The organism is Paraburkholderia sp. CNPSo 3274 (genome assembly GCF_024206475.1).
In the GTDB taxonomy this organism is placed as follows: domain Bacteria; phylum Pseudomonadota; class Gammaproteobacteria; order Burkholderiales; family Burkholderiaceae; genus Paraburkholderia.
This window is the reverse complement of the sequence record NZ_JAMBPR010000012.1, coordinates 58654-83922: the sequence shown is the minus strand read 5'-3', so window position 1 is coordinate 83922 and position 25269 is coordinate 58654. Positions and strand designations below refer to the sequence as shown.

Sequence of the window (25269 nt, the reverse complement as noted above, 5' to 3'; positions counted from 1 at the left end):
CCACGGCGCAGTGCACCTGGTTGGCAACTGAGTGCGCTATTTAGTGCACTGTGGCCGGCGACTGCGCGTCCATCTTACCCTGATCGCCATGCAGCCGCTCGACGTGCGGTTTGGCCCACGGGCCCGTGATCGCGAAGTCCATCGCGAACGCGTGCTCGAGCGTTTGCGAGAGCACGACGTCGCCGATCAGCGCGCCGAGGCCGAAGAGCGGATTGATGATGGCCGCTACGACCACGCCCGCGCCCGCGCTGACCGTCGGCACCACGTGCACGCGCAGGTCCTGGGTTTCGTGCGCCAGGTCGACGCTGCCTGCCATCGTCGCGCGCCCGGGGGCGGTGACGAGCTTGAAGTCGTTGGTGCTGCCAATGCCGTTCTGGATCTGCGCGGTGGCCGTCGCGCTCGTGAAGGGCAGGCCTTCGCCGATGATGTCGCGGAAGTCCGTCGTGACGAAGCGCGCAAGGCTTTGCAGGCTCAACACGCCAAGCAGCCTCGCCACGCCCGGATCGACCTTGAGGATCTGGCCGTGATGCAGGTCGAGCGTGAGGTTGCCGCTGAGCGACGGGAAGTCGATGCGCGTGGGGCCGCCTTGCCATTCCAGGTTGCCCGAGAGCGTGCCCGTGCCGTTCTTGAGCACGTGCGGCCTGCCGGCGCGTACGAGCAGCGCGCCGGCGTCCTTGATGTCGAGATGGAAGTCGAGCGCCGTGCGGCGCGCCATTTGCATGCCGGCCGCGGCCGAGTCGTCGCCGGCGCCCGTGTCGCCCACCGCGCGCCAGTTTTCCGTAGCGGTGAGGTGCGCGTCTGGGTTGCTGATGTCGAGCTGGTCGAGCTGCCAGACCGGCACGCCGTTGTCGTCGAAGTTGTGCGCGTTCACCTGGAGGCGGCCGAGATCGCGGTCGCGCACGATGAGCTGGTTCACGACGAGGTCGATCGACGGCATGTTCTGCGCGGGCTGCGACATCGCCTGGCCGAGCAGGTCGTTTTCGGTGGCGGCGGGCACGGTGAGGCGCGCGAGCCGCGCTTCGAGCGTGCCAGGCGCGCCCGGCACGACGCCTGGCTTCCACGAGACGTGGCCCGAGACCTGGTTGGAGGCGACGTTGGCCTGCCATTCGTTGCCGCGCTCGCCGGTGCGCGACGCGCCGAGCACGACGTTCTCCCAGTGGCGCTTGAGCAGCGTGAGCGTGCCGACGTGGACCGCGAAGCGCGACGGCAGGAACTGGCCGACCGCGCCGTTGGGCGCGAGCGGTGACGAGGCTGCGGCCGGCGCGGCCGCCGTGGTTGCCGATGCCGGGCTTTGCGGCGCGGCAGCGGCGGCGGCGGCGGGGTTCTCCGCTTCCGATTCGGAGGCTGCGCCCGGCGCCGCGTCTCGAGCCATCCGCTCTGCCGCTCTTTCGGCGGCGGTTCGCGGCGGGGGAACCGCCGCCTGGACGCCGCTCGCCGCCGCGGGCGCAGGTGACGAGCCTTGGGCCTGGGCCACTGCGGTCCCGCGCAACTGCTGCACGACGGCGCGCCAGGCGTCGGCGTCGAAGGTCGGCAGATCGACGGCGGCGGTCACGCCTTCCGAGGGCAGATCTGCCGGGCGGTTCATTCCGATCGCGCCGCGCACCACTTCCGGTACGTGACCTGGATGGCGGCGCATCACGTAACGCGCGGCAAGCGGCCCGAGCGTGAATTCTGCGTGTTCGAAGGCGGTGTCGCTGGCCCTGGCATCGGTGCCGGTGGCGGATTCGGCGGGCGCGCCCGTGCCCGGCTGCAATTCGAAGTTCAGCGGCATCGGCGTGCCGGCCGCCTTGCCGAACGGCGCGGGCAGGTCGAGCGCCAGGCCGGTGAGATCGGCGTTGGCCTTCACGTCGGGCAGGCGGCCGCGCTGGCCGGCCACCGAAAGCGAGTAGGGCGCCGCGCCCGAAAGGCGTCCGATCGCCGCCGCCGCCATGCCATGCAGGTTCAGGCCGCGGGCGGCGTCGACCGCGACGTCGCCCGCCACGTTCACCGCATAGTGCCCGTCGTCGCGCATGCCGCCGCTGGCGCGCAGATCGCCGCCGAGAAAGCGCGCCGTAAGCCGGTCGACATTGGCGCTGTGGTTCGTGAAGCGCACCCGGCCGGTGAGGTTCGAGACGGGCGGCACGTTGTTGGCGGTGAGCGTGTTGTTCTCGAAGCCGATGGCGCCCGCGAGCAGCACCTTCGGCATCGGATGGCGCGGGATCGTGAGCTTGAGCGCGAGCGTGGACTGGCCTTGGGCGCGCACCTTCGCGGTGGCGTGCTTCGACAGGTAGCCGATCGAGCTGTGGTCCGCGTAGTCGAGCAGGTCCGCGAGCGGCCCGCGCCCGCTGCCCTCGATCACAATATCGGAGCCCTTGATGCCCAGCTCCTCGATGCGCCCGCTCACGTTGCGCAGCACGAAGTTGCGGTAGTGGCCGCGATCGACGTCGAAACGCAGCTTGTTCTCATGCAGCTTGAACACGCCGTCGATGCCGTCGAATGCCGGCCAGACGTTCGGCGCGCCGTTGCGCATCTTGCGCGGCGGGAACGGCGACGGGTCGAAGCGGCCGCCCGTGAACGGCGCGACGATGCGGAACTGGCCCGCGTCGGGGTCGCGCGAGTAGGGGAATTTGGTGAGGTCGCCGTGGATCTCAATCGTCGCGCCCTTCGAGCGCCCCGCTTGCAGGCCGTGACCGAGGTAGATGCGCGTTTTCTCGCTGATGGCGGTGGGCAGGTAACGCGGGATGGCCTTGACCTTGGCCTCGTCGAAGTGGGCGACGAGGTCGAGCGAGCCGCGCCCTTTGCCGGGATTCGTGTAGTGCGCGGTCATCTTCGCGCGCGCGTCGGCGTTCTCGATACCCAGGCTCGCGACATCGACGGTGAACGCCTTCATCCGGTTGCCGGGCTCGCGCTCGGCGGCCACGGCCCATTTGGCCGCGCCGTAGAGCCGGTCGAGCGTGAGGCGCGGATTGTCGAACACGCCGGGCAGCGTGATGGCGACGTTGTCCGTGTCGAGGTTGATGGTGCCGTGCGACTCGTCGGCGTCGATGTGCCCCCAGAGGTTCTCGACCCCCGGCAGGCCCGCGCGCGGGTGACCGCGCGGCGTGAGGCCCGGCCCCGGCTCCTGCGCGTTCACGCTGATACCCTGCAGGTCGCCCTTGAAGCGATAGTGGGTGACCGGCTCGACGCTCGTGGAGCGCTGCTCGGCGGCCGCTTCGCCCGACTCGGGCTTCGCGCGTTCGAGGGAGAGATCGTAGTTCGCCACCAGCCCGCGCGGGTCGAAGCGCACGAGCGCGCCCTGCACGCGCCCCGGCAGCGGCAACGCGCGCATGAACTCGGCGAGGATGCCAAGATCGATGCGGTCGCCGTGCACGCTCATGAGCTGGCCGTGCTGGAGCGTTGGCTGGCGAAAGCGCGCGTCGAGCGTCGTGAGGGCGAGCGAGCGCGTGAGCGGCGTGCCGTCGTCGAGCGGCGGTTGGCCCAGTTCCGCGTGCATGTCGCGCAGCTTGAGCGAGTAGTCGCCGGGCTGGATGCCCATGCTCCAGTGGAAGCTCGCGACCGGCATGTCGAGCAGCGGCTGCGTGGGCCGCGTGCGCAGCGATATGTTTGCGCCTTCTAGCGCGCCGCTCGCCTCGAGGATGCGCCCGTTCGAAAAGTGCGCCCAGATCGAGTTGTCGATGCGCCCCGCGTAGGTGGCGATCGGGAAGTTGATGTAGCGCGCGAGCGTGGGCAGATCGACGGGGCCAGTCGAGAGATAGGTGTCGCCCGTCCAGCTGATCGGCTTGCCGGCCTGCGCGTAGTGCGCATGCGTGAAGTGCGCGCGGAAGTCGAGCGGGCCGTGCAGCACGGTGCCCTCGGCCGGCGCCTGGAGCGCGAGGCGGTGATCGTAGCCGTCGTTGAGAATTGCCAGGCGAATGTGCGAGAGCGCGAGGTCGGGCACGTCGCGCGTGGCATCGTGCCAGCGCAGCGTGCCGCCGCGCAGCACGATGGCCTGCTGGCGCATGAGCCACGTCGTGAAGGTGGCGTTGCCGGTGTGTGTGGTAGGCACCGGCACGCCCGCCACGGTGAGCGTGCCGTCGTCCTCGCGCGCGAGGTGCACGTCGGGCTGCTCGACCACGATGCTCGAGAGCAGCGGCTCGAGCAGCACGACCGAGCGCCACGACACCGAGGCCGTGGCGTGCGGCACGTCGAGCGCGATGTCGCCGTGGCGGTCGCGAATCGTCAGATTGGTGACGTCGATGCCGGGCTGGAAGCCCGACCAGTGCGGCGCGAGCTTGCCGATGCGGAATTCGGCGTGAATCTTCGAGGAGACGAGTTGCTCGATGCGCGGACGGAAGTTGTCCACGTACGGCAGCACGACGTAGCGCAGCCCGAGCAGCAGGACCGAGACGATGAAATACAGGACGAGCGCGATGATCGCCAGTACGCGCAGCGTCTGGCGCAGGACCGGGTGATGATGGTGCGGACCCCCTGACTCGGTAGCCTGGCTGGCATGTCCAGATTGGGGTAGGCCGGCGTGATCGTTTCGCTCGGACATGCTGCGGCGGGTGGGGTATGGTAGCGTTGCGTTCTAACGACGAAATGTATCACAGAGGGCCGCCAGAACGCCCATCCGGGGAAGCCGGGATGGCCATGCGGCTCGTGACACGCATGATTTTTCGCACTGCACTGGCGGCTATGCCGGACGCATCGGCCAGGCGGACCGCGAGAGCCGGTGGGCGGTGCGTGCGTGGCGCGGGGCGAACCCTCGCGGTCGAGCCATCGGTATCGGCATCGTCACACCGGCATCGTCATCAACCCAGGCGCGCGACACGACAGCGAGCCTTCCCGGCAAGCAGCACTTCATGACCGACATCCCTCTTCTGAGTTCCAGCTATTCCCGTTATTCAGCACGTGCTTACGCCGCGCGCCCCGGATTGGCGGCGCAGGTCGAGGCGCTGGCCGCCGCGCCGCTTTCGCGCGAACGCATCGTCGCGCGGCTCGACGCGTTGAGCGGCCAACTGCTCGCCGCAGCAAACGCCGCGCCCGGCGCACCGCTCAACGACGAGCAGCTGAAGAAGGTCCTGCGCCAGTTGCGCGTGGAAGTGATCTGCGCGGTGATGGAGCGGGATCTCGGCGGCGTGGCCGACGTAGCCGAAGTGACCGGCAGCATGACCGATCTCGCCGAAGCCACGATCCAGCGCGCGCTAGCCTGCGTGAGCGCCGACCTCGAGACGCTCTTCGGCGAGCCGCGCGGCCCGGGCGGCGAGCGCCTCACGCTCGGCGTGGTGGGCATGGGCAAGTTGGGCGGGCGCGAGCTGAACGTTTCGTCAGACATCGACCTGATCTTCGTGTACGAGGACGACGGCGAAACCACGGGCGGCCAGCGCTCGCCCATCGCCACGCAGGACTTCTTCACGCGCGTGGGCAAGCGCCTGATCGCCGCGCTGAGCGACGTGACAGCCGATGGCTTCGTGTTTCGCGTCGACATGCGCCTGCGGCCGAACGGCGACTCCGGGCCGCTCGTGTGCAGCCTCGGCATGCTCGAAGAGTACTTCTACGTGCAGGGCCGCGAGTGGGAGCGTTATGCGTGGATCAAGGGGCGGCTCGTTTCCGAGGACGAGAGCGACAGCGCGCTGCGTCTTGCGCGCCAGCTCGATTCGCTCGTGAAGCCCTTTGTCTACCGGCGCTATCTGGACTTCGGCGTGATCAGCGCGATCCGCTCGCTGCACGTGCAGATTCGCCAGGAAGCGCAGCGGCGCGCCATGATGCGCCCCGACAAGGCCGACGACATCAAGCTCGGGCGCGGCGGGATTCGCGAGATCGAGTTCAGCGCCCAGGTGTTCCAGCTCATTCGCGGCGGCCAGGATGCGGGCTTTCGCGTGCGCCCAACACTTGCCGTGCTCGGCTACGCCGCCGCGCGCGGACTGATCGCGCCAGAGGTAAGCGGCGAGCTCACGCGCGCCTACAACTTTCTGCGCGACCTGGAGCATCGCCTCCAGTACCGCGACGACGCGCAAACGCACGCCATGCCCGTCGACGCCGAGGAGCGCGCCGCGCTCGCGAAGTCGATGGGCTTTGCCGACTACGCCGCGCTGATGACGACGCTCGACGGCCATCGCGACAAGGTGGAGCGCCAATTCGTGCAGATCTTCTCCGACAAGGTCGGCGGCGAGGGCGGCTGTGGCGCGTCCGAAGACGGCGCGGCGGCATGGGTCTGGAGCGGCGCGCTCATGGAAGAGGGCGCAGACGACTCGTTGCTCGAACGTCTCGCGGAACTGGGTATCGACGACCCCGCGCCGCTGCTCGCCCGCCTGCGAGGCCTCTGGCAGTCGTCGCGCTATGCGGGGCTGCCCGAGAAGAGCCGCGAGCGCTTCGACAGCGTCGCGCAACGCGCACTCGAAGCCGCGCGCACGCTCGAGCCGCGCGAGCGCCGCGGCGACACGCTCGCGCGCATGTTCGACCTGCTCGAAGCCGTGATCCGGCGTGGCGCGTATCTCGCGCTGCTCACCGAATACCCGGACGCGCTCAACCGTGTGCTCGAGGTGCTGGGCGGCTCGCGCTGGGCGGCGGGCTATCTGATCCGCCATCCGCAACTGCTCGACGAACTGCTCGACGACGAGGCGATGGCCACGCCCTTCGACTGGCCCGAGTTCTCGCGCCTGTTGCGCGCGCGCCTCGCGGCCGCCGCCGACGTCGAGCAGCAGATGGACCTGCTGCGCCACGCGCACCAGGCCGAGGTGTTTCGCATCCTGCTCAACGACCTGGCGGGGCGGCTCACGGTGGAGCACGTGAGCGACCGGCTCTCCGAGCTTGCCGACGCCGTGCTCGACGTGACCATCGAGACCGTGTGGAAGCAGTTCGCCAGGCGCCATCGCGAGGTGCCGCGCTTCGCGGCGATCGCTTACGGCAAGCTGGGCGGCAAGGAGCTGGGCTACGCGTCGGACCTCGACATCATCTTTCTGTACGAAGACGAGGACGAGCGCGCCTCGGAGATCTACGCGACCTTCGCGCGCCGCCTCATCACGTGGCTCACCACAGCCACCGGCGCGGGCACGCTGTTCGACGTCGATCTGCGCTTGCGGCCGAACGGCGAGTCGGGGCTGCTTGTGACCGACCTCGACGCGTTCCGCCGCTACCAGCTGCGCGAAGGCGACGCGGCGAACACGGCGTGGGTCTGGGAGCACCAGGCGCTCACGCGCGCGCGCTTCTCGGCCGGGGATGCTGCGATCGGCAGCGCGTTCGAGGCGATCCGCGTGCAGGTGCTGACCACGCCGCGCGACGCCGCGCCGCTCGCCAGGGAGATCGTGGAGATGCGCCAGCGCGTGGAAGACGGCCACCCGAATCGCACCGAACTCTTCGACCTGAAGCACGACCGCGGCGGCATGGTGGACATCGAGTTTCTCGTGCAGTACTGGGTGCTGCTGCACGCGGCGAAGGACCCCGAGCTGATCCGCAACACGGGCAATATCGCGCTGCTGCGCGAGGTGTCGCGCTTTGGGCTCATGAGCGAGCAGGAGGCCGAGACGATAGGCTCGGCGTACCGGCTTTATCGCAAGCTGCAGCACCAGCTGCGGCTCGACGGCATGGAGAAGGCGCGTGTCGATCCGGCGCGTGTGGAGCGCGAGCGCGAGGCCGTGCTGGCGTTGTGGCAGCGCGTATTTGGGGATCGGGGGGAGGCGTAGCGCGAGTGCGCTACGCGTCGATGGCGGGTGCGCCGGATACGTGAGGGCCAGTCTCGCTCACGCCGCCAACATTTCCTTCGCATGCCGCCTGGTCGTCGCGGTAATCTCCAGGCCGCCCAGCATGCGCGCGACTTCTTCCACCCGGCCGCCCTTGTCGAGCGGCATGACGGCCGAAACCGTGCCGCCGTTGCCGTCGCCGGACTTTGCCACCTGGAAGTGGTGATCGCCGCGCGCCGCGACTTGCGGCAAGTGCGTGACGCACAGCACCTGGCGCGCGCGCCCGACCTGGTGCAGCAAACGCCCCACCACTTCGGCCACGCCGCCGCCGATGCCCGTATCGACTTCGTCGAAGATCAGGGTGGGCGTGGGACTCGCCGCGCTCGCGATCACGGCGAGCGCGAGGCTGATGCGCGCGAGCTCGCCGCCCGAGGCGATCTTCGCGAGCGGGCGCAGCGGCACGCCGGCATGGCCCGCCACGCGGAATTCGATCTGCTCCAGACCATGCGCGCCGCCGATCGGCTCGCCGGTCGAGCTGCTGCCGAGCGCCACGAGCGCGACTTCGAAGCTGCCGCCCGCCATCGACAGTTCCTGCATGCCTTGCGTGACCGCCGCGCCGAGCGCCTTCGCCGCCTTGGCGCGCGCCTTCGAGAGCTGGCGCGCCTGCGCCAGATAGGCGTCCTGCGCCTTCTGCCCGGCGGCGCGCAGGCCGTCGAGATCGGACGCGGCGTCGAGCGCCGCGAGTTGCTGGCGGCGTGCCGCGTGTTCCTCGGGCAGCGTCTCGGCCGGGAGGCGGAACTTGCGCGCCGTCGAATGCAGCGCGTCGAGGCGCCGTTCCACCTGCGCGAGATGTTGCGGATCGAGATCGAGACGTTGCGCGTAATGCGAAAGCGAGTACGCTGCTTCCTGGATCTGGATTGCGGCTGGTTCGAGCGCGGCGAGCGCGTCGTCGAGTTCGGCGTCGACCTCGGCGAGATCGCGCAGCTTCGAGACGATCGAGTTCAACTGCGAAAGCATCGCCTCGTCCGATTCGGATAACGCCGCGAGCGCGCCTTGCACGCCTTCGATCAGGCTGGCCGAATTCGAAAGCCGCACGTGCTCCGCGTTCACTTCTTCCCATTCGCCCGGCTGCGGCGCGAGCTTGTCGAGCTCGGCGAGCTGCCACGCGAGGCGCTCGCGCTCGAGCTGCAGCTCCCGGTCGCGTGACATGGCGCTTTGCAGTGCGAGACGCGCGTCGCGCGCGTCGCGCCACGCGCGCGTGACGGTGGCGGCGAGATCCGTGAGGCCTGCGTGCGTGTCGAACAGTTCGCGCTGCGCGTCGGGGCGCATGAGCAGTTGGTGCGCATGCTGGCCGTGGATGTCGACAAGCATTTCGCCCAGTTCGCGCAGCTGCGCGAGCGTGGCGGGCGTCCCGTTGATGAAGGCGCGCGAGCGCCCGCCGCTATCCACCACGCGGCGCATCATGACGGTGTGCTCGCCGTCGCCGTTCGTGAGCGCCTGCTCGTCGAGCCAAAGCGCGGCATGCGCCGGTACATCGAACTCGGCGGTGATGTCGGCGCGGCTCTCGCCCGTGCGCACGACGCTCGCGTCGGCGCGCGTGCCGAGCGTGAGGGCGAGGGCGTCGATCAGGATCGATTTGCCCGCGCCTGTCTCGCCGGAGAACACGGTGAAGCCGCTGTGAAATTCGAGGTCGAGCGCCGCGACGATCACGAAGTCGCGAATCGAGAGATGGCGAAGCATGGCGTCTGGTTCTGCTCTTTTTTGGTTGGCTTTGATTACCGTGGGACTGCAGGCTGCATGGCAACGCACGCGCGCGCTTCACGCGAAGACGCGGGTTCAGTCCTCCGGATCGCCCTGCAGCGAGGGGTGCTCGTTCCAATGCAGCTTCTTGCGCAGCGTGCGGTAGTAGCTGTAGCCGACCGGGTGCAGGAAGGGCACGGTGTGGCGCGAGCGGCGCACCTCGATCACGTCGTTCAGCTCCAGCGCGGTGAACGACTGCATGTCGAAGTTCACGTTGACGTCGCGGCCCGCCACGATCTGGATGCTCACCTTGCAGTCGTCGGGCAACACGATCGGGCGGTTCGAGAGCGCGTGCGGCGCGATCGGCACGAGCACGATGCCTTGCAACTGCGGATGCAGGATCGGCCCCTGCGACGAGAGCGCGTAGGCGGTCGAGCCCGTGGGCGTCGCGACGATCAAACCGTCGGAGCGCTGGTTGTACATGAAGCGGCCATCCACGTTCACGCGCAGTTCGGCCATGCCCGAAAAGCCGCTACGGTTCACGACCACGTCGTTGAAGGCAAGCGCGTGGTAAATCGGGTCGCCGTCGCGCGTGATGCGCGACTCCAGCAGCGAGCGTTCCTCGCGCTCGAACGAGCCCGCGAGCAGTTGCGGCACGACCTCCTGCATCTCGGAGAACGCGATGTCAGTGATGAAGCCGAGCCGCCCGTGGTTGATGCCGATGAGCGGCGTGCGGTAGGGCGCGAGCTGGCGGCCGATACCGAGCATCGTGCCGTCGCCGCCGAGCACGACGGCCACGTCCGCGCGCGCGCCGATTTCGGCAGGCTGCAGCGCGGGATAGCCCTGCGCGCCGATTTCCTCTGCGGTCTGCGCTTCGAACACGACCTCGAAGCCGCGCTTCGAAATGGTCTGAGCGAGCGCCGTCAGCGGCTCGGCAATGCCTGGCGTATTGTTGCGCCCAACGAGCGCAACAGTCTTGAACTGGCTCTGGATCTTCTGGATCTGCATGCCGGCATTACACCATAGTCAGGTCACGAAAAGAACCTGGCGCAGACCGGGCGTGGCCTGCCAGGCCTTGCGCGCCGCGCCCTCCAGCCCGAAGCCGGTGACACGGCGATGACAACGCGCGATGTGTCGTGCGGTGCGCTATGCAATACGCCGGGTGACGGCGGCCGATACAGGCACGCCCCGCGCCGCGGGGCGGCCCGCACGGCCCGGCCTGGCGGCGCACTCGCGGCCAACCCGCCATTAGGCTAAAATTTTGAGTCATGCTAGATCCCCGCGCACAAACCCTCCTCAAGACGCTGATCGAGCGCTACATCGCCGAAGGTCAGCCGGTCGGCTCGCGCACGCTGTCGCGCTATTCCGGCCTGGAGCTGAGCCCGGCGACGATCCGCAACGTCATGTCGGACCTCGAGGAGCTGGGTCTCGTGTCCAGCCCGCATACCTCGGCCGGGCGTGTGCCCACGCCGCGCGGGTATCGCCTGTTCGTCGACACCATGCTCACCGTCGAGCCCAGCTCCGACGACGACGCGCTCACGCGCGCGGTGAAGACCACGCTGCGCCCCGGCGAGCCGCAGAAAGTCGTGGCGGCGGCCGCCAGCGTGCTCTCGAACCTCTCGCAGTTCGCGGGCGTGATCCTGACGCCCCGGCGCAGCCACGTGTTCAAGCAGATCGAGTTCATGCGCCTGTCCGACAAGCGCATCCTGCTCATCATCGTGACGCCCGAAGGCGACGTGCAGAACCGCATCATGGCGACGCAGCGCGACTTCACGCCTTCCGAACTCATCGAAGCCTCGAATTACATTAACGCGCACTTCGCTGGCCTGTCGTTCGACGAGGTGCGCCGTCGCCTGCGCGAGGAAATCGACGCGCTGCGCGGCGACATGACCACGCTCATGCACGCGGCGGTGACTGCGAGCACCGAAGAGCCCGAAAGCGGCGACACCTTGCTCATTTCCGGCGAGCGCAACCTGCTCGAAGTGGCCGACCTGTCCTCGGACATGGCGCGCCTGCGCAAACTCTTCGACGTGTTCGACCAGAAAACCAGCCTCCTGCAGTTGCTCGACGTCTCGAGTCACGCGCAGGGCGTGCAGATTTTCATTGGCGGCGAGTCACAACTCGTGCCGATCGAGGAAATGAGTGTGGTGACGGCTCCCTACGAGGTGAACGGCAAGATCGTCGGCACGCTCGGCGTGATCGGGCCGACGCGCATGGCGTACAACCGGGTGATCCCGATCGTCGACATCACCGCGCGCCTGCTCTCGCTCACGCTCAGCCAGAACTGAGCGCTGCGCCGGGCGCCGGGCACGGCCGCCTTTCCGAAGACCATCCCCGAAAGGCGTGCCACGCGCCATCGGCCGAATGGCCAACGCGCGACGAGCCGCTCCGGCGCGGGTCCGGTTTGGCCCGTCCGGACCGCCCGCTATAATGTTTGCTTCATGCAACCGTTGCTGCGCATTCGCGCGGCGCCACTGATCGCCTATGCGTTTCGACCTGGAGCGGCCTTCGCAGTCCGCCGCGGCGCATCGCGTCGCCGTGCTGCTCATCAACCTGGGCACGCCGGACGCGCCCACGCCGCGCGCCGTGCGCCGCTATCTCGCGCAGTTTCTCTCCGATCCGCGCGTGGTCGAGATTCCGGCGCCGATCTGGCAGGTCATCCTGCGCGCGCTGATCCTGCCGTTTCGCGGCCGTTCGTCGTCGAAGAAGTACGTGGCGGTCTGGACGCCCGAGGGTTCGCCGCTGCGCGGGCACACGCAGAAGCAGACCGACGGCCTGCGCCATCTGCTGCAGATCAACGACTACACGGTCCTCGTCGATTACGCGATGCGCTACGGCACGCCCGACATCCCGGCGATGCTGAACCAGCTCAAGCTGGCGGGCGCGGAACGCATTCTGCTCATGCCGATGTACCCGCAGTACTCGGCGTCGACCACGGCGACGGCGTTCGACGCGGCCTTCGCCGCGCTGCGCCGCATGCGCAACCAGCCGGAAATCCGTACGGTGCGTGGCTATCACGACCATCCGGCGTATATCGCGGCGCTTGCGGCGCAGGTGCACCAGTACTGGCATGCGCACGGTAAACCCAATTTCGCGGCGGGCGACCGGCTCGTGCTGAGTTTTCACGGCGTGCCGAGCCGTACGCTCGATCTGGGCGACCCGTACCACGACCAGTGCCAGCAGACGGCCACGCTCCTCATGCACGCGCTGGAGCTCACGCCGGTCGAATGCCGGGTGACGTTCCAGTCGCGCTTTGGGCGGGCGCAGTGGCTCCAACCTTACACGGCGCCCACGCTGCGCGAACTGGGCGCGGGCGGCGTGCGCCGTGCGGACGTGTTCTGCCCCGGTTTCACGGCAGATTGCCTTGAAACCATCGAGGAAATCGGCATGGAAGTGCGCGACGAGTTCCTGCACGGCGGCGGCAAGGAGTTTCACCGCATTGCGTGCCTGAATGCCTCGCCGGCGTGGATCGCGGCGCTAGGCGAGATCGTTGCGCAGCACCTGCAGGGCTGGCCCGTGCAAGCCGCGGCGCCGGCTGGCGCAGTGGCTTGACCAAGCGAACTGAGCGGCGCATCCGGGAAGCTTCTGATGAACTACAAGATTTCGACTGAACCTGGCGCGCGGCTGCGCATCGACAAATGGTTATGGGCGGCGCGCTTCTTCAAGACGCGTTCGCTCGCCTCGGACGCCGTGGGCAAAGGGCATGTGCGTATCGGCGGCGACGCCGTGAAGGCGTCGAAGGATGTGCGCGTGGGCGACCTCGTCGAAATCGAGATCGATCACGTGGTGTGGGAAGTGCAAGTGCTGGGGATTTGCGAGGTGCGCGGTCCCGCCAGCATCGCGCAGACGCTCTATGCGGAAACCCAGGCCGGACGAGAGAAGCGCGCCGCGGAGCAGGACCGGCGCCGGCTCTTTCGCGAACCGGCTGCCGTATTACAGGGCAGGCCGACCAAGCGCGACCGCCGCACTATCGACAAACTTTCGCGTGAGGACTGAAGAGCGCTTCCATCGTAGCGTGCACGCCCCCGTATTCCGTCGTGTTTTCGTTCACGGCGCCCGACATGCAGATGGTCGTAGTTCCGGCGATGAGTACCAGCGCGACCACCGATATGGCAAAGGTCAGTTTCACGGTACTCCCCTTGGGATCGCGGCAAAACGGCCAGTTTCGAGGCCCGGTCAGCGTTTTTATGTGCAGCACTGCCGCTAAAAAATGTGCTGACTGCGGGCCCATTCGGTGCGGTGCCGGGCTCAGGGTAAACGCGTCATGAGCAGCACCTGTTTCTGAGTGTAGGTCAGGGATGTCCCTTACTCAATTTCATTTTTGCGGCGCTGCAGTAATGGTTGTAACGGGCGGTTTCGCGGCTTTGATCTCTGCATAAAAAAGCCGCGAGAGACCCTTGAAACAAGCGATCCGGCACCCATGTGCTGTCGCAATGTACCAAGCCTCTGTCGCACCGGCGCAACGGTCGTCGGCGTAGCAGAGAGGGCCGCGCAATGGCGCCCGAAGCTATGTTCCCTTTTTCACTATTCAACGACGTTCAGCGACATGGAAAACACGCAAGAGAACCCGACGAGCCAGAACCCCACGCCCGCGGACGAGGCGTCGCAAGCAGCCCAGCCCCAAACGGCTGACGCGGTCGAGCAGGCAGCCAAAGGCGGCGTGGACCAGAATGCTGCGGCGCTTGCCGAGGCCGCACTGGCCGAAGCGCAGCTTAACGAAGCCCGAGCGAAGGTCGCCGAATTGCAGGACGCCTTCGTCCGCGCCAAGGCCGAGACGGAGAACGTGCGCCGCCGCGCGCAGGAAGACGTCGCCAAGGCGCACAAGTTCGCAATCGAAAACTTCGCCGAGCATCTGCTGCCGGTGATGGACAGCCTCGAAGCCGCGCTCAGCCATAACTCGGACGATCTCGCCAAGGTCAACGAAGGCGTCGAGCTCACGCTCAGGCAACTGACCGGCGCGCTCGAGAAGGGCAAGGTCCTCGCCATCAACCCCGTTGGCGAGAAGTTTGACCCGCACCGTCACCAGGCCATCTCGATGGTGCCGTCCGAGCAGGAAGCGAACACGGTGGTCAGCGTGCTGCAAAAGGGCTATGTGATTGCCGACCGCGTGCTGCGTCCGGCGCTCGTGACTGTTTCGGCACCGAAGTAAGAAAAATGTAAGCAGCGCGAGGGCCTGAAGGGACCCAAAAGGCCCCGCGATTGAAAAAAATGATGGAACGCATAGCCCCAACCCCTTGAAATCGCCGTAACGGCACTTATTTGGGCAGCAGTTCCGTATTGAAGTGGACGCCAGCCGCGCACAAGGGAAACGCGGCTCGAGCAGGCAGTTACCTGCGCAGCGCGAAAGCGGCGTCCGCACAGCGACCAAAATCTGGAGATTTGACAAAAATGGGCAAAATCATTGGTATTGACCTCGGCACCACCAATTCGTGCGTGGCGCTGATGGAAGGCAATCAGGTCAAGGTGATCGAGAACTCGGAAGGCGCCCGTACGACGCCGTCCATCATCGCCTACATGGACGACAACGAAGTCCTGGTCGGCGCACCGGCCAAGCGCCAGTCGGTCACCAACCCGCGCAACACGCTGTACGCAGTCAAGCGCCTGATCGGCCGCCGCTTCGAAGAGAAGGAAGTGCAGAAGGACATCGGCTTGATGCCCTACAAGATCGTCAAGCACGACAACGGCGACGCCTGGGTCGAAGCGCATGGCTCGAAGCTCGCGCCGTCGCAGGTCTCGGCTGAAGTGCTGCGCAAGATGAAGAAGACCGCTGAAGATTACCTTGGCGAGCCGGTCACCGAAGCCGTGATCACGGTTCCCGCGTATTTCAACGACAGCCAGCGTCAGGCAACGAAGGACGCCGGCCGTATCGCCGGTCTGGAAGTCAAGCGCATCATCAACGAGCCGACGGCAGCCGCACTCGCGTTCGGTCTGGACAAGGCCGAAAAGGGTGACCGCAAGATTGCCGTGTTCGACCTGGGCGGCGGCACGTTCGACATCTCGATCATCGAAATCGCCGATGTCGACGGCGAAATGCAGTTCGAAGTGCTCTCGACCAACGGCGACACGTTCCTCGGCGGCGAAGACTTCGACCAGCGCATCATCGATTACATCATCGGCGAGTTCAAGAAAGAGCAGGGCGTCGACCTTTCGAAGGACGTGCTCGCGCTGCAACGCCTGAAGGAAGCGGCTGAAAAGGCCAAGATTGAGCTGTCGTCGGGCCAGCAGACCGAAATCAACCTGCCGTACATCACGGCGGACGCATCGGGTCCGAAGCACTTGAACCTGAAGATCACGCGCGCCAAGCTGGAAGCGCTGGTCGAAGACCTGATCGAGCGCACCATTGAGCCGTGCCGCGTGGCGATCAAGGACGCAGGCGTGAAGGTCGGCGACATCGACGACGTGATTCTCGTCGGCGGCCAGACGCGTATGCCGAAGGTGCAGGAAAAGGTGAAGGAGTTCTTCGGCAAGGACCCGCGCCGTGACGTGAACCCGGACGAAGCCGTGGCCGTTGGCGCCGCGATCCAGGGCCAGGTTCTGTCGGGCGACCGCAAGGACGTGCTGCTCCTCGACGTGACCCCGCTCTCGCTCGGTATCGAGACGCTCGGCGGCGTGATGACGAAGATGATCAACAAGAACACCACGATCCCGACCAAGCACGCACAGGTCTACTCGACGGCGGACGACAGCCAGTCGGCCGTGACGATCAAGGTGTTCCAGGGCGAGCGCGAAATGGCGGCGGGCAACAAGCTGCTGGGCGAGTTCAATCTTGAAGGCATTCCGCCCGCACCGCGCGGCGTGCCGCAGATCGAAGTGAGCTTCGACATCGACGCGAACGGTATTCTGCACGTCGGTGCGAAGGACAAGGCGACCGGCAAGGAAAACCGCATCACGATCAAGGCGAACTCGGGTCTGTCCGAAGCCGAAATCGAAAAGATGGTGAAGGACGCAGAAGCGAACGCGGAAGAAGATCACCGTCTGCGCGAGATTGCCGATGCGCGCAACCAGGGCGATGCGCTGGTTCACAGCACGAAGAAGGCCGTGGCCGAGTACGGCGACAAGATCGAAGCCAGCGAGAAGGAAGCGATCGAGGCCGCACTGAAGGACCTCGAAGAAACGCTGAAGAGCTCGTCGGCCGACAAGGCGACGATCGAGGCGAAGGTCGAGACGCTTTCGACCGCGTCGCAGAAGCTCGGCGAAAAGATGTACGCCGACATGCAGGCGCAGCAGGCAGGCGCGGCGGGTGCAGCCGGTGCGGGTGCGGCAGGTGGTGCCGGTGCTGCCGAGCAAGGCGCGCAGAACAACGCCGACGACGTGGTCGACGCCGAGTTCAAGGAAGTCAAGAAGGACTGAGTCGGTTCGTGGCCGTCATGACCGTTTTGCCTGATCAGCGAACGGTCGTGGCGCTACGAAAGCGGCCGCATCGGTTACGATGCGTGTCAGCATTGCAGCGCCTGGCGAGCCATCTGGCTCTCCGGGCACATTTGTTTTATGGAGGCCGTTCTCTTTCAGGGGCCGCCGCGGCGTGAGAAGCGCTCGTGCGGATGTTCAAAGGAACGGCAAACGGGTCACGAGATCCAGCATTCAAGAGGAGCCGGCGCGCGCCGTGAAGCGCGAGGCCGGCGTTGAACCGATATGGCGAAACGGGATTACTACGAGGTTCTGGGCGTCGCGAAGAACGCGAGCGACGACGAAATCAAGAAGGCGTATCGCAAGCTCGCGATGAAGTATCACCCCGACCGCAATCCGGACAACAAGGATGCGGAAGAGCATTTCAAGGAGGCCAAAGAGGCCTACGAAATGCTGTCGGACTCGCAAAAGCGCGCGGCTTACGACCAGTACGGCCACGCCGGTGTCGATCCGAACATGGGTGGTGCCGGCGCGCAGGGTTTCGGCGGTTTCGCGGACGCTTTCGGCGACATCTTCGGCGATATCTTCGGCCAGGCCGCGGGCGGCGGCCGCGGTGGCCAGCGCAGCGGCCCGCAGGTGTATCGCGGCGCGGACTTGCGCTACAGCATGGAAATCTCGCTGGAGCAGGCGGCGCACGGCTACGAGACGCAAATCCGCGTGCCGGGCTGGAGCGGCTGTGAAGTCTGTCACGGCTCGGGCGCGAAGCCCGGCACGAAGCCCGAAACCTGCCCGACCTGCCATGGTTCGGGTTCGGTGCGCATGTCGCAAGGCTTCTTCAGCATCCAGCAGACCTGCCCGAAGTGCCACGGCACGGGTTCCTACATTCCCGAGCCGTGCACGAACTGCCACGGCGCGGGGAAGGTTAAGGAAACCAAGACGCTCGAAGTGAAGATTCCGGCGGGCATCGACGACGGCATGCGCATCCGCTCGGCCGGCAACGGCGAGCCGGGCATCAACGGCGGGCCGTCGGGCGATCTGTACGTCGAGATCCACATCAAGCAGCACGCGGTGTTCGAGCGCGACGGCGACGATCTGCACTGCCAGATGCCGATTCCGTTCACCACGGCGGCGCTGGGCGGCGAGATCGAAGTGCCGACGCTGGCGGGCCGCGCGAGCTTCACGGTGCCTGAAGGCACGCAGTCGGGCAAGACGTTCCGTCTGCGCGGCAAGGGCATCAAGGGCCTGCGTTCGAGCATCGCCGGCGATCTGTATGTGCATGTCCAGGTGGAAACGCCGGTCAAGCTCACCGATCACCAGCGCGAGATGCTGCAGCAGTTCGAGAAGTCGCTCGTGGAAGGCGGGTCGCGGCACAGCCCGCAAAGCAAGAGCTGGTTCGACCGCGTGAAGAGCTTCTTCGACTGACGCGCTTTCCGCCGTCGCCGTGCAGTAGCAGGTAAATAGCAGGTAGTTAGCGCAATGGCAGTCAATCCAGGCGGCGCGGTGTTCGCGCTGCTCGACGACGGCGACTCGACGGCGTCGAGCCGCTCGAGCCGCCTCTACACGGAGTTCGCGCGCGAGCTTGCATGCGAGCGCGCGGCGGATCTCGACGCGGTGTGCGCGCAAGTGAACGCCGAACTGGGCAACGGACTTCACGCCCTCGTGACTGGCGACTACGAGTTCGGGCGCACGCTCGAATTCGCAAAGCGCGACACGACCTCATTCATCGAAACGCAGCACGGCCAAGCCGCGCTGCGTTTTTTATTGTTCGAACGCTGCGAAAAGCTCTCGCGCGAGGAAACCGATGCGTGGCTCGCGGCGCAGGAGGGCGGTGAAGCGCCTGCGCCAGCAGGCGTGGCGGGCGTGACGATCGGTGTCGATCGCGCGCGCTTCGAGCGGGACATTGCCGCCGTGCAAGCTGCCCTGCGCGCGGGCGACTCGTATCAGATCAACTACACCTACCGGCTCGGCTTCGAGGCGTACGGTTCGCCTCTCGCGCTCTACAGGCGCTTGCGCGAGCGTCAGCGCGTGCGTTACGGCGCGCTGATCGCGTTGCCGGGCGACCGCTGGGTGCTCTCGTGCTCGCCGGAGCTGTTCGTGGAGAAGCACGGCAAAACGTTGCGCGCGAAACCCATGAAGGGCACGGCCGCGCGTTTCGCCGAAGCGGAGCAAGACGCCGCCGCCGCGCATTTTCTCGCCAACGATCCGAAGAACCGCGCCGAAAACGTGATGATCGTCGACTTGCTGCGCAACGACCTCTCGCGCGTCGCGCAGACCGGCTCGGTGCGCGTACCGGCGCTCTTCAGCGTCGAGCCTTACCGTTCCGTCTGGCAGATGACCTCGACCGTCGAAGCGACGCTGCGCGAAGGCACGACGTTCGCCGCCGCCATGCGCGCGCTCTTTCCGTGCGGCTCGATCACGGGTGCGCCCAAGCACCGGACGATGGAGCTGATCGAAGCGCTCGAGCATGCGCCGCGCGGGCTTTACACGGGCACGATAGGCTGGATCGAAGCGCCGTCGGCGGGCGAGACTTGCGGCGACTTCTGCCTCTCAGTCGTGATCCGCACGTTGACGCTCGATGCGCCCTCCGGGGGCGCGGGAGCCACGCGGCGCGGCGAAATGGGCGTAGGCGCGGGCATCGTGCTCGACAGCGTGGCCGCCGATGAATACGAGGAGTGCCGCTTGAAAGCCCGCTTTCTGACCGATGCCGACCCGGGCATCGAATGCTTCGAAACGATGTACGCGACGCGTGCTGGCGGCGTGCGCCACGCAGAGCGTCACCTCGCGCGGCTCGCGGCGAGCGCGGCGTGGCTCGGTTTCCCGTGCGACGTTGAAGCGTTGCGAACGCGCATCGACGAAATCTGCGCCACGTTTGCAGACGATAACGCGCCACACCGTGTGCGAGTCGCGCTCGGCAAGCGCGGAGCGGCGACGCTCACCAGCGCGCCGCTCGCTGCGCTCGCGCACGACACCGTGGGCGTGCTGCTCGCGCCGGATCACGGCTTTGCGCCGGTCGAATCCGCCGACGCGCTGTTGCTGCGCAAGACCACGCGCCGCGCCGAATTCGATCGCGCATGGCGCGAGGCCGAAGCGCAGGGCGGCTTCGACATGCTGTTCTTCAACGAGCGCGGCGAGCTGACCGAAGGCGGACGCTCGAACGTGTTCGTGAAGCTCGACGGCAAGTGGTTCACGCCGCCGCTTGCCTCGGGCGTGCTGCCGGGCGTGATGCGCGGCGTGCTGCTCGACGACGAAGCGTTCGGTGCACACGAGCGCGTGCTCACGCGCGACGACGTGCTCAACGCCGAAGCCCTGATGCTGTCGAACGCGCTGCGCGGCGCGGTGCCGGCACGCTTGATTCGATGAAGCGGCCGTAGCGCACCAGATAAACAAAGCGCGCTCCAAACGGAGCGCGCTTTTTTCATTCTGCGAAGCAAAATCGCCGGATCAGAACACGTGCTCGGGCCCCGGGAACGCGCCTTCCTTCACGGCCTGCACATACGCGCGCACGGCCGATTCGATATCGGGCTGCCCGGCCATGAAATCCTTTACGAAGCGCGGCCGCTTGCCGGGGAAAATGCCGAGCATGTCGTGCAGCACGAGCACCTGACCTGAACAGTCCACGCCCGCGCCAATGCCGATGGTCGGAATGCGCAACTGCTTCGTGACTTCCGCGCCGAGCGCCGCAGGCACGGCCTCGATCACCACGAGCTGCGCGCCCGCCTCCTGCAGCGCGAGCGCATCGCGAATCATCTGCGTCGCCGCCGCATCGCTTTTGCCCTGCACCTTGAAGCCGCCGAACGCATGCACCGACTGCGGCGTGAGGCCGATGTGCGCGCACACGGGCACGGCGCGCTCCACCAGCATCTTCACCGTGGGCGCGAGCCATTCGCCGCCCTCGATCTTCACCATCTGCGCGCCGGCGCGCATGAGCTTCACGGAGTTCGCAAACGCGTCCTCGGCCGTGCCGAAGGTGCCGAACGGCAAGTCGGCGATGATCAGCGCCCTGGTTTGCGCGCGCGCCACGCACGCCGTGTGATACGCGATGTCGTCGATGGTGACGGGCAGCGTCGTGGTGTGCCCCTGGAGCACGTTGCCGAGCGAGTCGCCGATCAGCACCGTATCGACGCCCGCGCGGTCGCACAGCGCCGAGAAGCTCGCGTCATAGCACGTCAGCATCGCGATGCGCTCGCCGGCGTCGCGCATGGCCTGGAGTTTGGGCACGGTGACCGCGCTGCGGCTCGTTTCCTGCAGGTAAGTCATGGGGAAATCCGTTGGGAAGGGGAAAAACGAAGAGGGGCTGCGCCGCTTGATCGCGCCGATGAAACGGTTATAGCGACGTGCCCTTGACGAAGGATTCCTTGCGGCCGCGCATCGTCTCGATACGTTCGGTGACGAGCGCCAGGTCCGCATCGGAATCGAGCAGATTCAGATGCTCCACGCCGACGGTGAGCACCGGCGCATGATCGTAATGATAGAAAAAATCGTTGTAGCTGTCGCAGAGCGCACGCAGGAATGCGCTCGAGATAGACAGCTCGCGCGGTACCGCCCGCTTCTGGATGCGCGCGTAGAGCGCCTCGGGGCTTGCCTGCAAATAGACGACGAGGTCGGGCGCGGGCGCGGATGACGTGAGACGCGAGGCGAGCGCACGGTACAGCGGCAGTTCGTCTTCAGCGAGTGTGAGGCGCGCGAACAGATCGTTGCGTTCGGCAAGGAAATTCGTCACGAGCGGCACGCCAGTTGCGCGGCGCGCGGCCACGTCGCGCGAAAGCTGCTCGCGCTGCAAGGCGATATGCAGCTGCGCCGCGAGCGCGTGCGACGAGGGCGCGGTGTCGCGATACACGCGCTCCAGAAACGGATTGTCTGCGTTCGATTCGAACAGCGTGTGCATCGACCAGCGTTCGGCGAGACGCGTCGCGAGCGTGGTCTTGCCCGCGCCGATCGGCCCTTCGATCACGATGTACTGAAGCGCGGCTGGCCGCGCGGCGCGCGCGCTGACGACGGGCAGGGGTGTCGTGCTCATCGGCAGTTGCCGGAGGGCGGCGTGTCAGGCGCGCTCGCCGCGCCCATGCACTGGCACAGCGGCTTGACCTTCTCGATGCGCTGGTCGGCCACGGCGGTGAGGAATGCGCTGGTGGGCCCCTGGCCCGGAATCACGAGTTCGGGATCGATCTCGACGAGCGGCACGAGTACGAACGCGCGGCCCGTCATGCGCGGATGTGGCACGACGAGGTCGGTTTCGTCGATGGTGGCGTCGCCGTAAAGCAGGATGTCGATGTCGAGCGTGCGAGGCGCGTTGCGAAAGGGACGCTCCCGGCCGAAGTGATGCTCCACGCGCTGGCACAGGGCGAGCAGCGCGTGAACGTCGAGACTCGTCTCGATCTTCACGACGCAGTTGTAATAGTCGTCGCCGCCCGCGTCGATGGGCGCGGTGCGGTACAGACTCGATTTAGCGACGACGGTGAGGGTGTGCTGTTGTGCCAGGCACACCACCGCGTCTTTGAGGGTCTGGCGCGCATCCCCCAGATTCGCGCCAACTCCCAGCCAGGCAACCGTCATGGCTTCACTTCCTGCGACTTTTGTTGCGGTTCGACACGTGTGCGCCGCGGTTTGCCGGCCGCGACGCCGCACGGCGTCAGTCCTCGTGCGGACCGGCGTGGCCGTCATAGTCTGCACTGCTGGCTTCCTGCTCGTCACCGGCTGCACCGGCTTCCGACTCAGCACCTTCGCCCGTTCTGCGGCTCTTCGCGCCGCCGCGGCGGCGGCGTTTGCGCGGCGAGCGTTCCTTGCCGCCCTGCGCGAGAAGGGCCTCGCGCGCGGCGATGTCGCCGGAAATGAAGTCGGTCCACCATTGGCCGACCTCGGCGTCCAGCTCGCCCGATTCGCAGCGCAGCAGGAGGAAATCATACCCCGCTCTAAATCTTTGGTGTTCCAGCAGCTTGATCGCGCCGCGGCCACGTTTTTCGAGGCGCAGCTGCAGGCCCCAGATTTCGCGCATGTCAGACGAGAAGCGGCGATGAATCGCCAGTTTTTCCGTTTGCGCGTCGATCACGTCGTCCATCGCGCGATGCAGCGCCGGCATGGGCAATTCGCCCTCGGCCGTGTATTGCTGCCAGCGTTGCTGCACGTCGTGCCACAGCAGGGTGGCGAACAGGAAACCCGGCGATACCGGCTTGCCCGCGCGCACGCGCGCGTCGGTGTTCGAAAGCGCGAGCGTGATGAAGCGCTCCCCCTGCGGCTGCTCGAGGACCACGTCGAGGAGCGGCAGGAGGCCGTGATGCAGCCCTTCCTTGCGCAGCCACCTGAGGCACTCGAGCGCGTGGCCCGAGAGCAGCAGCTTGAGCATCTCGTCGAAAAGACGCGCCGCCGGCACGTTGTTGATGAGGTCCGCGAGCTTCGTGATCGGGTCGCGCGTGTGCTCTTCGATCTCGAAGCCGAGCTTTGCCGCGAAACGCACCACGCGCATCATGCGTACCGGGTCTTCGCGGTAACGCGTGGCGGGGTCGCCGATCATGCGCAACAGGCGCGCGCGCATGTCGGCCATCCCGTTGTGATAGTCGAGCACCGTCTGCGTGGCCGGGTCGTAGTACATCGCGTTGATCGTGAAGTCGCGGCGCGTGGCGTCTTCGTGCTGCTCGCCCCAGACGTTGTCGCGCAGCACGCGGCCGCTCGCATCGATGTGGTGCGTCTTGCGGTCGAGTTCGTCGCGGCGCATGCGCTTTGGCGGCGCTGCAGCGGGCGCGGCCTCGGCGGCTGGTGCATCGACCAGCGCGCGGAACGTCGAGACCTCGATGATTTCCTGCCCGAACTGCACGTGCACGATCTGGAAGCGCCGGCCGATGATGCGCGCGCGGCGGAACAGCTTCTGCACCTGGTCGGGCGTGGCGTCGGTGGCGACGTCGAAGTCCTTGGGCGCCACGCCGAGCAGCAGGTCGCGCACCGCGCCGCCCACGATGAACGCCCGGAAGCCCGCTTGCTGCAGACCTTCGGTCACGCGCACGGCGTTGCGCGAGATGAGCGCGGGATTGATGCCGTGGACGTCGGCGGAAAGGATGACGGGCGTGGCCGGGTCGGGCGCGCCTTTGTCAGCGCGCGGCTTCGACGTCTTCTGCGCGCTGGCCGGCTTGCGGCGCGCGCGGGTGCTGCCGGCGACGGCGGCCGCGCCTTCATGCGAGGCCGTGTGCGGATCGGCGGCGGGGGCTTCGGTGTCTTGCGCCGCTTCGGCGTCGTCCTGGCCGAACAGCTTGCGGATGAGTTTCTTGATCACTGGGCTTGGAACAAATCGAGAATGCGCCAGCCCGCTTGTTGCGCGTGAGCGCGCAGGGTGTCGTCGGGGTTGGTGGCGATCGGGTCGGTGACTTTTTCGAGCAGCGGAATGTCGTTGTGCGAGTCGCTGTAGAAGTAGCTGTGCTCGAAGTCCGACCAGCGCTTGCCGAGCGAGGCGAGCCATTGCTCGACGCGCACGATCTTGCCTTCGCGGTAGCTCGGCGTGCCCGTGGGGCGCCCGGTGAAGGCCGATGCCGGATGGCCGTCCACGGTTTCGACTTCGCACGCGATCAGCTTGTCCACGCCGAACACCTCGGCGATGGGCGCCGTGATGAATTCGTTGGTGGCCGTGACCACGCAGCAGAGGTCGCCCGCTTCCTTGTGCTTTTTCACGAGCTCGACCGCGCTCGGCAGGATGGTCGGCTTGATCACCTCGTGCATGTACTGGTCGTGCCACGCCTTGAGCTGCGCGCGCGAATATTTCGCGAGCGGCGTGAGCATGGCGAGGAGGTACGCATGGATGTCGAGCTTGCCGGCCTTGTAGTCGGCGTAGAAGCGGTCGTTTTGCTCCGCAAAGCGTTCGCCGTCGACAATGCCGAGCTTCACCATGAAGCGGCCCCATTCGTGGTCGCTGTCGGTGGGGATCAGGGTGTGATCGAGGTCAAAAAGTGCAAGGTTAGCCATGGGCGCTCATTTTACTTGAAGCGGGAGACGCCGTTGCCGCCGCCGACGGGCGGCGTCGACGCGGCGGGGTCCGCGGGGGATTCAGGGCCTGGAGGCGCATCGTTCTGGGCGGCCTCTTTGCTGTCTTGCGATTGCGACGCATCGGGCGTTGACGGTGTCTGTCCCGGTGTCCCGGCTGTGTTCGCCTCTGGTGCGGCGATTGCCGCCGGCGGATCGAGATCGCCGCGCAGTTCGCCACTCATCTCGTTGCTCACGTCGGCATCGACTTCGCCCTTGAGTTCGGTGCCCAGTTCCTTGTGAACGACGTGACGGTATTTTGCCCCCAATTCGCTTTCGACGTTGTCGGTCGGTTTGTCGAAGGGCACGGGCGCCGGCGCACGCGTCTGCAAGGCCGGTGCTTTCGGCGCCTCGTAGGGCTGGGCGTCGTCGGGCTCGGCGGCAGGTGCTTGCGGCTCGCTGGAGAAGAGCGCCGGCGGTGCCGACGGGTCGTCGCCTTCGGCGGGTGGCGTTTGCGCCGCCGCGTTGCCGCTAGCCGGGTCTTCGTCCGCCTCGCTCGCGTCGTCCGTTTCTGCCAGCTCGTCGGCGAAAAGCTCGTCGTCCG

16 protein-coding genes are annotated in these 25269 nt (G+C 66.8%); 8 read left to right on the top strand and 8 right to left on the bottom strand.

What is annotated here, in order from left to right:
- Nucleotides 1-40: 40 nt before the first annotated feature.
- Complete coding sequence (locus M3I54_RS10465; protein ID WP_254335442.1) at nt 41-4513, bottom strand: YhdP family protein; 4473 nt, start codon at nt 4511-4513, stop codon at nt 41-43.
- 307 nt (nt 4514-4820) lie between these two features.
- On the opposite strand from M3I54_RS10465, the gene glnE reads away from it, so the two are divergent.
- Entirely contained in the window at nt 4821-7640 is a 2820-nt protein-coding gene (gene glnE, locus M3I54_RS10460; RefSeq protein ID WP_254335440.1) for a bifunctional [glutamate--ammonia ligase]-adenylyl-L-tyrosine phosphorylase/[glutamate--ammonia-ligase] adenylyltransferase, read from the top strand.
- 57 nt (nt 7641-7697) lie between these two features.
- On the opposite strand, the gene recN is transcribed toward glnE, so the two are convergent.
- A complete protein-coding gene (gene recN / locus M3I54_RS10455) occupies nt 7698-9377 on the bottom strand; it encodes a DNA repair protein RecN (RefSeq protein WP_254335436.1) in 1680 nt (559 codons plus the stop codon).
- A gap of 96 nt (nt 9378-9473) precedes the next feature.
- A complete protein-coding gene (locus M3I54_RS10450) occupies nt 9474-10385 on the bottom strand; it encodes an NAD kinase (protein ID WP_254335435.1) in 912 nt (303 codons plus the stop codon).
- 260 nt (nt 10386-10645) lie between these two features.
- Here M3I54_RS10450 and hrcA point away from each other — a divergent pair, with 260 nt between their 5' ends.
- The 7 genes from hrcA to pabB all read left to right on the top strand — a co-directional run bounded on the left by hrcA (nt 10646) and on the right by pabB (nt 20084).
- Nucleotides 10646-11665: a heat-inducible transcriptional repressor HrcA gene (gene hrcA, locus M3I54_RS10445; RefSeq protein WP_254335434.1), complete on the top strand. Its 1020-nt coding sequence runs from the start codon at nt 10646-10648 to the stop codon at nt 11663-11665.
- Nucleotides 11666-11861: 196 nt separating this feature from the next.
- Nucleotides 11862-12929: a ferrochelatase gene (hemH, locus tag M3I54_RS10440; protein ID WP_254335432.1), complete on the top strand. Its 1068-nt coding sequence runs from the start codon at nt 11862-11864 to the stop codon at nt 12927-12929.
- Nucleotides 12930-12965: 36 nt separating this feature from the next.
- Nucleotides 12966-13373: an RNA-binding S4 domain-containing protein gene (locus M3I54_RS10435; RefSeq protein ID WP_254335430.1), complete on the top strand. Its 408-nt coding sequence runs from the start codon at nt 12966-12968 to the stop codon at nt 13371-13373.
- Nucleotides 13374-13923: 550 nt separating this feature from the next.
- On the top strand, nt 13924-14526 hold the full coding sequence (gene grpE / locus M3I54_RS10430) for a nucleotide exchange factor GrpE (protein WP_254335427.1): 603 nt from the start codon (nt 13924-13926) through the stop codon (nt 14524-14526).
- A 239-nt stretch (nt 14527-14765) separates the two neighbouring features.
- Nucleotides 14766-16727, top strand: a complete 1962-nt coding sequence (dnaK, locus tag M3I54_RS10425) for a molecular chaperone DnaK (RefSeq protein WP_254335425.1) — start codon at nt 14766-14768, stop codon at nt 16725-16727.
- Between the two features lie 282 nt (nt 16728-17009).
- Nucleotides 17010-18146, top strand: coding sequence for a molecular chaperone DnaJ (dnaJ, locus tag M3I54_RS10420; protein WP_254335423.1), 1137 nt, complete (start codon nt 17010-17012; stop codon nt 18144-18146).
- Nucleotides 18147-18200: 54 nt separating this feature from the next.
- A complete protein-coding gene (gene pabB, locus M3I54_RS10415) occupies nt 18201-20084 on the top strand; it encodes an aminodeoxychorismate synthase component I (RefSeq protein WP_254335422.1) in 1884 nt (627 codons plus the stop codon).
- A gap of 81 nt (nt 20085-20165) precedes the next feature.
- On the opposite strand, the gene panB is transcribed toward pabB, so the two are convergent.
- The 5 genes from panB to M3I54_RS10390 form a co-directional block, all read right to left on the bottom strand.
- Nucleotides 20166-20981, bottom strand: coding sequence for a 3-methyl-2-oxobutanoate hydroxymethyltransferase (panB, locus tag M3I54_RS10410; protein ID WP_254335420.1), 816 nt, complete (start codon nt 20979-20981; stop codon nt 20166-20168).
- A 67-nt stretch (nt 20982-21048) separates the two neighbouring features.
- Nucleotides 21049-21741 (bottom strand): deoxynucleoside kinase, encoded by a 693-nt coding sequence (locus M3I54_RS10405; RefSeq protein ID WP_254335418.1) that lies wholly within the window; start codon nt 21739-21741, stop codon nt 21049-21051.
- A complete protein-coding gene (folK, locus tag M3I54_RS10400; protein ID WP_254335416.1) occupies nt 21738-22277 on the bottom strand; it encodes a 2-amino-4-hydroxy-6-hydroxymethyldihydropteridine diphosphokinase in 540 nt (179 codons plus the stop codon). Before folK ends, M3I54_RS10405 begins: the two co-directional genes overlap by 4 nt.
- 76 nt (nt 22278-22353) lie before the next feature.
- Nucleotides 22354-23985 (bottom strand): polynucleotide adenylyltransferase PcnB, encoded by a 1632-nt coding sequence (pcnB, locus tag M3I54_RS10395; RefSeq protein WP_254335414.1) that lies wholly within the window; start codon nt 23983-23985, stop codon nt 22354-22356.
- Complete coding sequence (locus tag M3I54_RS10390) at nt 23982-24668, bottom strand: HAD family phosphatase (RefSeq protein WP_254335412.1); 687 nt, start codon at nt 24666-24668, stop codon at nt 23982-23984. Before M3I54_RS10390 ends, pcnB begins: the two co-directional genes overlap by 4 nt.
- Nucleotides 24669-25269 lie beyond the last annotated feature (601 nt).